This is a genomic window from Dankookia sp. P2 (genome assembly GCF_050632255.1).
Classification (GTDB): domain Bacteria; phylum Pseudomonadota; class Alphaproteobacteria; order Acetobacterales; family Acetobacteraceae; genus Paracraurococcus.
Window position 1 is genome coordinate 3,429,193 of record NZ_CP192581.1, and the last position, 13,382, is coordinate 3,442,574.

Here is a 13,382-nt window from a genome sequence, read left to right on the forward strand (position 1 = left end):
ATGCCACTGGGCACCCTCGGCCTGCTCGTCGGCCCTGGTGGGGTGGGCAAATCCCTCGTGGCACTTGATCTGTGCTTGGCGGTCGCCATCGGCACCCGGGAGAAGCTCGGAAGGGCCGTCAGCCAGCGCCCCCTCGGTGGCTGGGTGCGCACAACCGGTGCCAGCGTCTTCCTGACCCTGGAAGACGACAGGGCCGAAATCCACCGCCGCACGGTCTCTCTCGACCCAGAGGGGCATCGTCACGGCGCACCCTGCTATGTCATCCCGGCCGTCGACCTGCCAGAGTTCGACCCAGCGCTCGTGAGCGCAGAGGGACGCGCCGCGGCGCTGACAAAGTTTGCCCTCGAGGATCTCGATCGGCTGCTGGGCGACGTTGCCAGGCAAGCCGGATACCCTGTGCGCCTGCTTGTCCTTGACCCGGCCGGCGACTTCATCAATGCGGACGAGAATGACGCCACCTTCGTGAAGGTGCTGATGCGGCACCTCCGGGCGGCGGCATCGCGCCATCGATGCACGATCATCCTGCTCGGGCACGTGGCAAAGACGATCGACGCCGAGGGGCCCAGCATGCGCGGCAACGGTGCTTGGGTGGCGAACAGTCGCTTCACCTATTCGTTGTGGCGAACGGCCCCAAGTGAGGCCGCGGAGCTTCAGCCGCAGGCTCGATGTCCGTCCGGAAACACTGGTCTGGGGAAACCTGACGAAGGCAAACCATGCCGGCGCGCCGGTCGGCGCCAAGCGCATCTTCACGCGCGCTCTCAATACCGGTCGGTTACACGATCTGACCAGCCGGCTTGAGGGCGAGAAGGGGATGAGCGAGGCGGACCTGCTCAGGATGCTGGTGGCGGCATGCGGCAGGGCTGCCGCGGTAGTCAGGCCTTTCTCCTACAGTGGCGGAGCGGGGCTCTGGTTGAACCGAGACATTTTGCCAGAGCCGCTGTCGACCCTGCAGAAGCATCGGTTGGAGGAGTTGGGCAAGAAAGCGACCGACACGGGCCTGCTCGTCAAGGCTCGGGCGCCCAGCGGGCAAGGCGCGCAGACCTTTCTGGACGTGCCGAATGGGCCCCTCGCCATGGGGCGGCTAGTAGCTGAGTTCCAGGGCTCCCGAGCCGAGGCTCTGGCCGATTGCTTGCCTCATCGGGAGACATGAAGATTGTATGCCGTTCCCGGTTCCCGCTTCACGTTGGGAACGGCGAACTCTAGGAACGCTCTAAACAGCTGTTTTTGCTATGAAAATTGCGTTCCCAAACGACGTCGTTCCCAAGCGCCTGGGAAGGGCGAAAAACCCAGGCAAACCGCCACTTTCCCAGCCTCCCAAGGTCCTCCCCTAAAGGGGAGAGCCGGTTTTGGGAACCGGCATCCCCGCGGGAAGTCGAGGGACCCGGAGAGCAGGCGTACCATGCCGATGACACCCCCGCGTCTTGACGCTCGTCGATGGATACGGTGCCTGGCGACGTGTCCCGTGGCTTGCTGTTCAGGGAGGTCAGGGCGATGACAGGCTGACGAGGTGCAGAGTTATATCGGTGGCCAGGACGCATCAATCGCCGACCCAGGATGAGCCGGCATAGGATGCAGATCTTCCCGCGCAAAGAGGGCCGATGTGCGTTGCCTCGCCGGCGCCTTTTGCTGAATATATCTGCTATCCATCGTAGCCGAGCGTAGTGCGTCGCAATCACGGTAGGTTGCGGTGGAGAATCCCGATCGGGTATCCTCTGCTCGTCGCCGCTGCTGCATTTGCGCAGCGCGGAGCGCGCAAGGATGGCGCAGAAGGCGTTCACCCCGACCGACGAGCAGCGCCGGATCGTCAAGGCGATGGCCTGCTACGGCGTGCCGCATGACGATATCTCGCTGGTGGTGAAGTGCAGCCCGCCGACGCTGAGGAAGCGCTTCCGCCAGGAGCTCGATACCGCCACCATTGAGGCCAATGCCCGCGTCGCGCAGTGCCTCTACCAGCAGGCCACCACGCCGGGGAACATCGCCGCGACGATCTTTTGGCTCAAGGCCCGCGCTGGCTGGCGTGAGAAGCACCAAGCTGGAGGTCACCGGCCGCAACGGGGCGCCCTGCCGCCGCCCACGGTGATTGTCCGGCGCCTGATCGTCGACTTCAGGGGCCAGCCCCGTCACGCACCAATAAGGGAGAATGCGCGTGAACCCGGTGCGCTGCAGCCCCACTTTTCCGGCCTACAAAACTGCGCTGGTCGCCGACCTGGTCCCCTATGCCCGGAATGCCCGCACCCACTCCGAGGCGCAGGTGGCGCAGATCGCCGCCTCGATCCGCGAGTTCGGCTTCACCAACCCGATCCTGGTCGACGGCGAGCGCGGCGTCATCGCCGGCCACGGCAGGCTCATGGCCGCCCGCAAGCTCGGCCTCGCCGAGGTGCCGACCATCGAGCTCAGCCACCTCACCCCGGCGCAGCGGCGGGCCTATGTACTGGCTGACAACAAGCTGGCCTTGAACGCCGGCTGGGACGACGACCTGCTGTGGATCGAGCTCGGTGGGCTGCGCACGGAGGGCTTCGACCTCGGTCTGACCGGGTTCGATGCGGACGAGCTCGGCCGCCTGCTGATCGAGGCGACCGACGGCCTGACCAACCCGGACTTGGTGCCGGAGCCGCCGGCTGAGCCGGTCAGCCGCCCCGGCGATGTCTGGCTGCTCGGCCGCCACCGGCTGGCCTGCGGCGACTGCACCGACCCGGCGACGGTCGAGCGCGTGCTGGCCGGAAGTGCAGCCGCACCTGATGGTCACCGACCCACCCTATGGCGTCGCGTACGACCCGGAGTGGCGCAACCGCGCCGGGGTCAGCACGACACGCCGGACCGGCGCGGTCGAGAACGACCACAGGGCTGACTGGCGCGAGGCCTGGGCGCTGTTCCCCGGCGACGTGGCCATGTCTAGCACGGCGCCCTGCACGCCACGACGGTGGCCGAGAGCCTGGTGGCCTGCGGCTTCGACATCCGCGCCCAGATCGTCTGGGCCAAGGACCGCCTGGTGCTCGGCCGCGGGCACTACCACTGGCAGCACGAGCCCTGCTGGTACGCCGTCCGCGGCACCGGGCATTGGACCGGTGATCGCAAGCAGACCACGCTCTGGCAGATCGCCAGCACCGGGCAGGACGCCGAGACGGTCCACGGCACGCAAAAGCCGGTCGAGTGCATGCGCCGGCCGATCGAGAACAACTCCAGCCCCGGCCAGGCGGTGTACGAGCCATTCTCGGGGTCAGGCACCACGATCATCGCTGCCGAGATGGCCGGGCGCGTCTGCCATGCCGTCGAGCTCTCGCTGGCCTATGTCGATGTCGCCGTCCTGCGCTGGCAGGCCTTCACCGGCCAGCAGGCGGTGCTGGAGGGCAGCGGGGCGAGCTGATGCTGCCACGGCTGCCGCAGGACGCGCCGAGGCCGCCTGAGCGGCACAGGCGCGGCCTTCCAGCCACGCAGCCCTGTTCACCACGGACCAACGACCGCTGATCGGTGGTGAACGGGCGACAGTTTTGGGCGATCCGACGACCACTCGCAAATCGTTCCGGGATGTCGCAAAGCTGTCGGAGACAAGCCTGTTCACTGACGGCAGGATGTGACGTCGCTGCCAACCTGGACCGCCCAAATGTGCTGACGCCGATGCCAGAATGCCGCAGACCCCGCGACGAAGCGGGTGGCCGGCGGCGCATTCCGCCGGTAGCTGGCTGAAGAACGAAGTAGAGGCCATTGCGGAGCGCCGCGGCGGAGCGCCGCCTTCGCTCAGTCGGGGAGCTGCCCGACCAGGCAGTGGTGATGATGACGACGCCCCGAACGCCGTGTCCGGCAGCGGCGCCCGAGACACCGAGGCCAGTCGACGCCAACTGGAGGGAGTTACGCCGGCCTGGCCTTGTCCGGCGGCGGCATCCGCTCGGCAAGCATCTGCCTTGGCGTCCTGCAGGCGCTCGACCGCGAAGGCTTGTTGCGCAAGTTCGGCTGGCTCTCGACCGTATCCGGAGGCGGCTATACCGGCTTGGGCTGGCTCGCCCATGCTGTGCGGGACCGCGGCCTGAAGCCGGGAAGCTGCCCGTTCCGCATGCCCGAGGGCGATGATAGCCCGATGCGCAGGCTCCGCGATCACGCCTCCTACCTCATGGCGCCTGGTTTCGTGCCGGCCCTGCAGGCTGCGGGCATGCTGCTGCGTAAGCTGCTGGCGAACATGGTCCTGGTCGCTCCCCTTGTTTTGGTACTGGCCGGTGTGATCTGCCTTGTTGCACGCCGGGTGGACCTATGGCGCCGAGCGGTATCCCCGGCTGTTCATGCAGCTGGCCTGGACGGTCTTGGCCCTGCTCCTGGTCGGGGCGGCTTTGGCGCTGCGCCGAGAAGGTCACGCGGGTCGAAATGCCTGGCGGGAGAGGCGGTCACTGGACGCCGTCTCCGGGCGCATCCTGCTCGGCCTCTTGGCTGTCGCCGCTGCGCTGTTGCTGGCCCTGGCACCGGAGTGGACCATCGACCTGCGCCGTTGGCTGCGTGGCTCCTGGGCCAGCGTCCTCGATACCGGGCTGCCCAGTGGCCTCAACCGCCCTGGTGACCACCATCGCCGGGCTCCTCGGCGCCGGTACCGTCGCGTCGCGCCTTAGGGGGCGCTTTGCCACCTTGGCGCTGAGCACGATTGGCGTCCTGTTCCTGCTCACCTTGCTGGCGCTGGCGGTCCGCATCCTGCTGAACCTTCAACAGACATTTCCCGGCCCCTCTGCCGAACTGGGCATTGGCTTGGCACTGACCGCGGGCGGAGCCGCACTGCTCCTTGGCGTGGCAAGGTTTACCGATGCCAATGCTTTGTCACTGCACGGATATTACCGTGACCACCTCAAGAGCGCCTTTTTCCCAAGCGGGGATCCGCCGCTCCTTTCGGAGCTCACGCCGGCGCGGACCGGTGGGCCGCTGCCGGTTGTCAATGCCACGGTCGCCGGGGCGAGTGGCCCCGGCATGGCCCGGCGCGGGCGACCAGCCGGTCCGTTCAGCCTGACGCCGCTCCAATTCGGCAGTAGCGCGCTGCATTATGCGTCGACGGAACATCTTGAGGAGCTGCAGCCGGAGATCGACGCCGCCACTGTCATGGCGGTCTCCGCAGCAGCGGTCGCGCCTCAGGCCGGTCGTGTCACCGGCGGCCGCGTGGCGATCTTCTTCAAGGCGTTGCTGAATGCCCGCACAGGCCGCTGGCTGCCTGCGCCGCTCTGCGTCGAGCAGGACGGCGGCCCCGCCGCGGGCCGACGGTCGTTATGCGTTGAAAGAAATGTTCGGCGGCTTCCTACGACGGCCCAGCGACCGCTTGGTCCTCGTGAGCGACGGCGGGCATTGGGAAAACCTTGGCGTTCTCTCGCTGGTCCATAGACGTTGCCCGTTGATCCTTGCCGTAGACGCCGAGGCTGATCCGGCGCTCGCCTTCAAAGGCCTTGGCGTTGCCACCATGCTGTCGCGGCTCGACGCAGGCTCGGAGCTAAGTGTTGGGACTCACGACCTACAGCGGCAAGTGGACGGACTTAGCCGCACACATTTTCGCATCGGTGAAATCCAATATCCTGATCAACGGACCGGCACGCTGATTTACGTGAAGGCCACGCTCACCGGCGACGAGCCGCCGGACGTGCAAACTTATGCGGCAGCGAATCCGACGTTTCCCCACGAAACCACCGCCGACCAGTTTTTTACTGAGGCACAATTGAAGCGTACCGAGCCCTGGGCGAACACATCGGGGGGAAGTGGCACCGGCGCTGCGGGAAGCAGTACACGCGCATGCCGGCTGCGACGCATGCGTGCCGTCCGAGGACGCCAAAACAGCGCAGGACCTCACCTCGTGACGCCCCTCCCATCAAGTGCCGTCCGCCCGGGCGGCAACCGCACCTTCTGCGGATGCGGCTGAGGCTGTACGCGCCATAACCCGCGCGACCGTCGTATGGGTCCATGCCGCGCCGCCCCTTGGCGCCGGCACCCCACGCTCGGTCAGCGCCCGCGCAATCGCCGCCTGGCCAACGACACTCTCGGCGCGCAGCCGCTCTACTTCCAGAGCCAGCCGGTGCGCCGCCCGCTCCGCCGCCACCCGCCGCGCCTGGGACGCTGCAGCGGCGCTGGGGCCCTCGGCCGGCCGGTAGCCACGGTCGCCGCCCAGCACCGCCCCACGAGCCTTGGCGGCCCGCAGTGCGGCCCGCGTCCACTCGCTGATCAGCTCGCGCTCCTTCTGCGCCATGGCGGCGTAGATCCGCATCATCAGGTCGTCAGCGCCAGGCATGTCCGCCGCCCGGATCGCGTAGCTCTCCTCCAGCAGACCCGAGAGGGTGTGGGCACGTCGGGTGATCCGGTCGAGCCGGGCCGCCACCAACACCGCTCCGAGTTGGCGGCAGCGGGCCAGCGCTGCCTGGAAACCCGGCCGGCGGTCGTCCCTGCCGCTGGCCACGTCAGAGTGCTCAGCGACCAGCGTCCAGCCCTCCGCTTCGATATAGGCCCACACGCTCGCCTACTGCGCTTCCAGCCCGAGGCCGCTCTGACCCTGCTCGGCGGTCGAGACCCGCAGGTACCCGACCGCCAGCTTGGCGGCACCGTGCAGCGCCCGCCGCATCAGCCCGCCTCGGCAATGCGGTAGACGGTGTAGCTGCCCTTGGCGCCGTCCTTGCCGGGTCCGACCTGCCGGATCCGATCGGCAGCCTCGACCGCGAGGCCCTGGCGTCTTCAAGCCAGCGAACAAGCCCCGGACGGTGTGGGCCTGCCACCCGGTGGCGTCGGCCACCTGGACGACGGTGGCGCCCTCGGGCCGGCGCAGCAGGGCGAGGACCTGTTGCTGCTTGGTGTCCTCGCGCGGCTCACGTGGGCCGGCGGCGCGAGCGGCAGGCGCAGGCGTCACCAGAACGGCGCGGAGGACGGCCATGGCGTCGGGCAGATCGGCGCGCTGGCTAGCCTCGTCGTTCCAGGCGCTAAGGACTTGCCTGGCGGCATTGCGGATGCTGGTGCTTGCGGTCGAGGCCGGTACAGTCGTAGCGGCCTCAGGAGCGCTATCTGCGGCGTCTGGCGCCTGTTGCCCTTCCCGGGCGGCGGATGCCGTGGGCAGCGCGCCATGGGCCACCTCGGGCGCCTCTGAGGCAGCCGCACCTAGGCCGGCGTCGAGGGTAGCCTGGCCGCTACCCTGCGGCTCCTCGCCGATAGCCAGCAGCCCGGCATCGGTCACCCGCAGCGCAGTCCAGGCGCCGTCCTGCTGGCGCCAGCCGAGGCCGATATACTCGAATGGGGCGGGGCATTCTTCGACGTAGCCCCCCTTCAGCAGGCTGCGGAGCACCGAGCTGCATGCGGCGGCGGGCAGGTGCTTGGGCGGCGTCGCCAGCCGCAGCGGGTGCTGGCCGGCGTCGGTAAGGACACGGATCGCAGTGTCGAAAAGGGCCATGGTCGGGGCTCCTGGTGCAGCGCCCGATCAACCGGGTGCTACGAGCCCGAGCCCCGCCGTGAACCCGGTCGAGGCAGTGCGCAGCTCGAGCCTCCTGCGCCGTCCGACAAGTCGCTCTGTGCCGGTCCGAAGTGAAGCAGGAATCAGCATCTGGCGCTGATTCCGACGTGTCGTGCAGGCCGGCTCTCCCTGGGCCAATCGGCGGTGTGGCCCACCCTATTGGCCACCTCGTCCTGGTTGTTGCGAGCGCCGTGCTGACATGTCCGGCCTGAACGTCGGACAGAAAGCCATCCCGGGCAAGAACACACCGTGAATCTACCCACACGCTCTAGCCTGCGGCGTCGGCCCCAGGAGGAGCTGCAGAAACCTAAGGTTTGCTGCTCGCTTGCCCGGAGTCGTCCCGTACTTGCTCACAGACCTATCCCCAGTACTTGGGGATAAAGTGAGGACCTTTGCCGAAGGCAGCGCCCGGCGGTGAGGTGGTGTAGTTCGCCTGGCGCACTGGCTGGTCGGCGATGCAAATGTCGGGCGCCTGTTCGTCCGCTGCTTCGACCCGGTGATGAATGTCCGAGAGAACATCGCCGGCGACGTTCTGGCCTCGCTCACCTCGCCGATTTGGAACATCCCATCCAAGGCTTGGGCTGGCGGCGCGCCGATGGCGGACTCGTCGCTCAATCGACGCATGATGGTGAGGCTCGGCCCAGGCGTTGCCTTCGCGCAGATCGGCATCTGCGGCTTTGACGGGACGATCGAGTTGGAAACGCTGCGGCTCTACGGTCTGCGGGGGAGGCGCAGGCGCTGCTCTGCGGCCCTCCTGAGCTGCCATCGGGGCGCGGGAGTTCCAAGCGGAGGTGTCGTGGGACCTATCGTCGCTGGCGCCAGGCATCTCTAGCCTGCTCGATGCGACCGTGCCCAACTGCCGCGTGGGCGACCGCGCCGATGCCACGCTCGCCTCATCGACGCGCTTCGTCGAGCTTGATGCCACCGCCTGGACCACCAACACGGTCCGGGTGATGGAGCGGAACATCTCGCCGAGCGCGACCTTTGACCTCGCAGCGGCGACGTTGTCCGTCGCCGTGACGAAGCGGCGGGTGCCCTGACCCGTGCACTAGACCACCTCGCCGAGTAAGATGTGCGGTTCATCTTGAAGGCGCGCCGCCATACCATGGTGTGCGCCTTTTTGGTTAGGCAGTGGCGCTCGCAACACCATCAGACCCCGGTGGCGGCCTCGCCAGCGTCAGCCAGGCGGACCTTATCTTTGCCTCCACCGCGATGCGTGACCCGGCGTGCCAACGGGCCGAGGCTGCCGCCCTGCGCCAGAATACTGAACACTGCAACCGCGTACGTCGCAGCCAGTAGTGCAGGCTTTTCGGCCACATCGGGTAGCGACAGTGCGAGGGCGACCGAGATGCCGCCCCGCAGCCCGCCCCAGGCCAGCAGCGCGACGGTGCCTCGGACGAAATCGACAAAGCGCCGCAGCAATATAACGGATGTCCCGACGGCGATGAGCCGGCCCACGAGCGCGAGCGGCACCGCCGCCGCGGCCAGTGGCAAGAACGCAGCGTCGAACCGTAGGACCAGCACCTCCAGTCCAATCAGCAGGAACAGCACTGCGTTCAGCACCTGATCGATGATCTCCCAGAAGCCGAAGACATAGCGGCGCGTCCGCTCGCTCATGCCCAGCCGAGCGCCACGATTCCCAAGCACTAGGCCGGCAACCACCACGGCGATCGGCCCGCTGGCGTGCACCGCCTGCGCCAGAGCGTAGGTGCCCGTCGCCAGTCCGAGCGAGAGCATCACCTCCACCGCGTAGTCGTCTACTTGCCGGGTCATGTGGTATGCGACATAGCCGGTAAGGCCGCCTAACGCGGCACCGCCCAGTGCCTCCGTAGTGAACAGGGTGGCAATCTCCGCCACTGAAGTGCCTTCACCCTGCGCAATGGCCAGCAGCAAGGTGAATACGACGACGCCAACGCCGTCGTTGAACAGGGATCTGCCCTGCATGTCGGTTTCAAGTTCCTTCGGCACCTGCACTGCCCGAAGGGTGCCCAGTACCGCCACCGGGTCGGTCGGGCTTATCAGCGCCCCGAATACCAGCGCCCAAGCCAATGGTATGGGGTAGCCGAGCGGCGCGGAGACGGCCCAAAGCCCACAACCGATTGCTGCGGTCGAAAGCACGACACCGCCGGTCGCCATCAACGCCACCGGCACCGCGCGGCCGCGCAACGCGCTGATGTCGAGGTGCAAAGCACCGGCGAAAAGCAAGAAGGCAAGCAGACCGTCCATGACGGTGGCGGCGAAGTCGATCCCCTGCAGCGCCGCGGTCACGTCACGGGTCAGGTGCTGGCTCGGGATGGCGATTTCCAGACCCACAAGGGCAAGCGAGGCGGCCAGGCCCATCGCCAGTAGGCCGATGGAGCCCGGTAGGCCGAGGAAGCGGTGGTTCAGCCAGGCGAAGAATGCGGCAAGAACCAGCAGCATCGAGCCGACATCGAACAGGGACATCAGGGCGTTCTCCATCGGGCGACATGATACTGAACCGCGAGCGGAAGCAGCGGCTTTCCACATGCTGGGTTGCTTACCTGCCGAAGCTTCGGCTTGGCGTCCCCGCAGCCGTCGTCCGGGTGCGGGGGCGCGGTCACCCGTCGGTTCGGCGCGCCACATTCGAATCTTGTGGCCAGGGACCAATTCGGTGAATGCTGGATCATGCCGGCCAGCCAACTATCCTTGCCGCATCTTGCGCACCGAGGACCCCCCTGCCCTGCGTGTGGGGGTGGACGGCGCGCGTTTCGCTGTTCGCCTGCGCGCTCCTCGCCGCTATGCCCGCACGAGGCAGGCCGCTGTGATCGGAACCGCCGCAGGACGTGTTCGGGTCGGGCCTCGATGTGGCAGCATCATCGGGGCGCGCCCTCGCAGGCCGCGAAGTCTGGACTATGGACGAGATCCGCCTCGGTACCGTTAGCGGGCCAGCCGCGGCTGCTGGCGAAGATCCCCGTTGCCGGCGATCCGGCGAGGTGCAGATTACCCTCAACCCATCGCTCGGGCTCGGCGCTGCTCCCATTGCAGTGCCCGCATGGCGATTGTTCGAAGCAGAGGAAGGGCGATTGATCCTTGCCCTCACTCCGCGCCAGATCCGTGTGGCAATAAGCATTGCGGGCTGTCAGCCCAGATAGTCGGTGCACCACCCTCACAGCGGCGAAACGCCTTGGGCGTTGGAACCGGTGGCGGCGAAAGCAAGTGCGGTGCGGTCGATAACGGCTGCACGTGCCGCTGTGTCGGCCGTACCGCCAAGTGCAGCCTCGCGCGCGAGCTCAATATGCCGGCGCAGCGCGTGCCGGCGATCCGGATCGCGCTCGACTGCCCCGATTTCTGCCAGGACCTCAAGCAGCCGGATCATCACGGCCGGCGAACCCGCACCCGATTGGCGGAGCATGTGGAACATGGTGTCCACGAGACCCTCATAATCAGTCCGGGCTCGGTATAGCCGGATGTGCCCGTCGCGCACGGTTCGTCCGGTCGGCAGCGCACGGCCCGCCATGTCGCAAAGCGCCGCGCCTAGCCGATCCAGCACGGCGATTGCGGTGAAGGGATCGTTGATCCCGGGCGAGAGGGCGCGCAATCCAATCTCGACCAGCTGACGCGCGGCGAATCCCATGTCCTGCTCGATGCTGCAGGTGTCGCCGAGCGTCATGGCGCCGGCCAGGACCGCCTGTGCCTGCTTCCGTAGCTGCGCAGGCGCGACCTCCCCGACCAGGCTGCCCGGAAAGACGAAGCCGCCAGGCCGAACGCGCAATCGCAGGACAGCATCATGCGCCGCCGCCCAGTCCGCCAGCGCCTCGTCGTCCAGCACCCGCAGATACCCGCCAGCGGGCGCGACGAGTGTCGCAGCGGCGCCGCAGGACAGCTCGGGTGGCTCCTCGGGTTCGTCCTCGGCGTCGTCCTTCGTGTCCGACTTCGGCAAGGCGCGCAGCGCCGTCGAGAGGTCGTCATGGACCAGCGCCACGACGCGGTCCACGTTGATCGAGGCCGCCACATGGTGGAGGAACCAGATAAGCACGCCGACGCAGCCGAAGGCGAGCAACAGGGCGACCGAAACCGCCAGCTGTGGCACGAATGCGCCCTCCTCGGCCTCGTGCACGGAACGCAGCGCGACCAGGGCATAGGCGAAGGTGGCGAGGAGTGTGCCGAGCGCATACTGGTTGCCCGGGTCGCGGGTGAAATTGCGCAGCAATCGCGGCCCCATCTGGCTCGATGCCAGGCTGAGCGCAGCGACCGTGATGGAGAAGGTGGTGCCGGCAACCCCGATCGTCGCGGCGGCGATCGCGCCGAGCACGTCGCGCGCCCCCGCGGTGCCGCCGGCATAGACCCAGCGTTCGATCCAGGAGGGAAGTGTGAAGACGCCTTCGGCACGGACCAGCAGATCGGCGGCGATAGTTGCGCCCACGGTCATAACCGCGGGGCGAAGCCAGAACGAGGCGATAAGATCGGCCCACCACTGGCGCAGCCGCGCTGCGGTCATCGGGGCGCCGCCTCCCTGTACCCGCGCCCGTCCGGCGACGCCGGTCCGCCCGCGTCCGCCCGCGTCCGATCGTCCCCGGCCCGCTCGTCCCATTGCTTGGAGCCGACCGGCCGGGTCGGCCCGGGCGGGTCGGATTTCGCCAGCGCCAGCGCCGCCTTGGCGCTCACCAGCACCTGGTCGATGACGTCGAGGGCCTCCACCCGTCGCGGCGGGTCGACCCAGACGAAGAGGTCGAGCCGGACCTTGTCATCGCCGAGTTCGGCCACCCGCACCGTCGGCGCGGGATCGCCGAGCACGTCCTCAGCGTCCCGCGCCGCAGCCAGGATGGCCCGCTTCGCGGCGCCGATGTCGTCGCCACCGCCGATGTCGAAGCGCATCGTCAAGCGCCGCTTGTCGTAGGCGGTTTTGACTAGCACTTTGTCGGAGAACAGGTCGCTGTTCGGGATCACCGCTCGACAATTGTCATAGGTTCGTATGGTAGTGGCGCGGACCTGGATGTCCTCCACCGTGCCCTCGAACGCACCGGCCTTAATCTGATCGCCCAGCCGAAAGGGCCGGGTCAGCAGCAGCAGGATACCGGCGAGGGCGTTCTGCAGGATGTCGCGAAAGGCGAAGCCGATAGCGACACCGCCGATGCCCAGCACGCTGAACAGGTCGGCGGCGTTGATCGAGGGGAAGGCGATCGCCGCGCCGACGAAGATGCCGAACAAGATGGTCAGCCCGGCCCCGATCCGCCCGAGCAACAGGCTCACGCCAGGCGGGGCAGCCCGCAGCGCGACGGCGCGGGCGATCGCCGCGCGAACGACCCGTGCCAGCAGAAAGGCCAGGCCGAGCACCAGCAGGCCCAGGGCGAGGCCAGGCAGCAGTGCCAGGGTGGCGTCGGCCAGGCTGCGAACCCGGGCGAGCAGGGATTGCAGGTCCATCGTATTCACCATGCCGCCCGGGATCAGTCCGTCGCGCCGGGCCGGCGCAGGCCCTGCAGCACCTCCGGCCGCCCGTCGCCGGTGGCGGCATGGGGCAGGACGCTGAGGCTGCCATCGGTCTCAAGCACCACCGCCGTCGCATGCTCCGGCCCTGCCAGGCCGGAGGTCCGCAGCGCGGTGACCACCTCCTCCCGCGTCACCCGCTGGCCGCGCATGGCCGCATCCAGAAAGTGGCCGCGGTGCAGCAGCAGCGTCGGCTCTGACTTTACCAGCGCATCAAACCGGGCGGAGCGTACCGAGCCATAGGCGACCAGCCATTGCAGCCCGGCCAGCAGCAGGAAGGCGACCACGCCTTCGGCCAGCGCGACCGAGCGGTTCAGCAGGACGGTCGCCAGCGTCGACCCGAGCGCAACCGTCACCACGAGGTCGAAGGCGTTGAGCTTGGCCAGCGTCCGCTTGCCGGAGATGCGTAGCAGCACCACCAACGCGACATAGGCGAGGGTGCCGACGATAACGACGCGCAGCAGGGAGGACCAGGATTCGAAGAACATGCAGT

At 67.9% G+C, this 13,382-nt stretch carries 12 protein-coding genes; 6 read left to right on the plus strand and 6 right to left on the minus strand.

Annotated features, from left to right (window positions below):
• From ACQ86J_RS20260 to ACQ86J_RS20280, 5 genes are all read left to right on the plus strand, one after another.
• Entirely contained in the window at positions 1–798 is a 798-nt protein-coding gene (locus tag ACQ86J_RS20260) for an AAA family ATPase (RefSeq protein ID WP_431266934.1), read from the plus strand.
• A 13-nt stretch (positions 799–811) separates the two neighbouring features.
• On the plus strand, positions 812–1,150 hold the full coding sequence (locus ACQ86J_RS20265; RefSeq protein WP_431266935.1) for a hypothetical protein: 339 nt from the start codon (positions 812–814) through the stop codon (positions 1,148–1,150).
• 996 nt (positions 1,151–2,146) lie between these two features.
• Positions 2,147–2,848, plus strand: coding sequence for a ParB/Srx family N-terminal domain-containing protein (locus tag ACQ86J_RS20270; protein ID WP_431266936.1), 702 nt, complete (start codon positions 2,147–2,149; stop codon positions 2,846–2,848).
• 72 nt (positions 2,849–2,920) lie between these two features.
• A complete protein-coding gene (locus ACQ86J_RS20275) occupies positions 2,921–3,364 on the plus strand; it encodes a DNA-methyltransferase (RefSeq protein ID WP_431266937.1) in 444 nt (147 codons plus the stop codon).
• A 1,175-nt stretch (positions 3,365–4,539) separates the two neighbouring features.
• Entirely contained in the window at positions 4,540–5,346 is an 807-nt protein-coding gene (locus ACQ86J_RS20280) for a hypothetical protein (RefSeq protein WP_431266938.1), read from the plus strand.
• Between the two features lie 478 nt (positions 5,347–5,824).
• Here ACQ86J_RS20280 and ACQ86J_RS20285 read toward each other — a convergent pair whose 3' ends face one another.
• Both ACQ86J_RS20285 and ACQ86J_RS20290 read right to left on the minus strand, forming a co-directional pair.
• A complete protein-coding gene (locus tag ACQ86J_RS20285) occupies positions 5,825–6,460 on the minus strand; it encodes a recombinase family protein (protein ID WP_431266939.1) in 636 nt (211 codons plus the stop codon).
• A gap of 6 nt (positions 6,461–6,466) precedes the next feature.
• A complete protein-coding gene (locus ACQ86J_RS20290; RefSeq protein WP_431266940.1) occupies positions 6,467–7,384 on the minus strand; it encodes a DUF3489 domain-containing protein in 918 nt (305 codons plus the stop codon).
• A gap of 908 nt (positions 7,385–8,292) precedes the next feature.
• On the opposite strand from ACQ86J_RS20290, the gene ACQ86J_RS20295 reads away from it, so the two are divergent.
• Positions 8,293–8,484, plus strand: a complete 192-nt coding sequence (locus ACQ86J_RS20295) for a hypothetical protein (protein ID WP_431266941.1) — start codon at positions 8,293–8,295, stop codon at positions 8,482–8,484.
• 109 nt (positions 8,485–8,593) lie between these two features.
• On the opposite strand, the gene ACQ86J_RS20300 is transcribed toward ACQ86J_RS20295, so the two are convergent.
• The 4 genes from ACQ86J_RS20300 to ACQ86J_RS20315 form a co-directional block, all read right to left on the minus strand.
• Complete coding sequence (locus ACQ86J_RS20300; RefSeq protein WP_431266942.1) at positions 8,594–9,889, minus strand: cation:proton antiporter; 1,296 nt, start codon at positions 9,887–9,889, stop codon at positions 8,594–8,596.
• Between the two features lie 682 nt (positions 9,890–10,571).
• Positions 10,572–11,903, minus strand: a complete 1,332-nt coding sequence (locus ACQ86J_RS20305; RefSeq protein ID WP_431266943.1) for a DUF2254 domain-containing protein — start codon at positions 11,901–11,903, stop codon at positions 10,572–10,574.
• Positions 11,900–12,739 carry a mechanosensitive ion channel family protein gene (locus ACQ86J_RS20310; protein ID WP_431266944.1) on the minus strand — a complete coding sequence of 280 codons (840 nt, stop codon included), beginning with the start codon at positions 12,737–12,739 and terminating at the stop codon, positions 11,900–11,902. The genes ACQ86J_RS20305 and ACQ86J_RS20310 overlap by 4 nt, the downstream gene beginning before the upstream one ends.
• Before the next feature lie 110 nt (positions 12,740–12,849).
• Positions 12,850–13,377: a DUF421 domain-containing protein gene (locus tag ACQ86J_RS20315; RefSeq protein WP_431266945.1), complete on the minus strand. Its 528-nt coding sequence runs from the start codon at positions 13,375–13,377 to the stop codon at positions 12,850–12,852.
• Between the last annotated feature and the right edge of the window lie 5 nt (positions 13,378–13,382).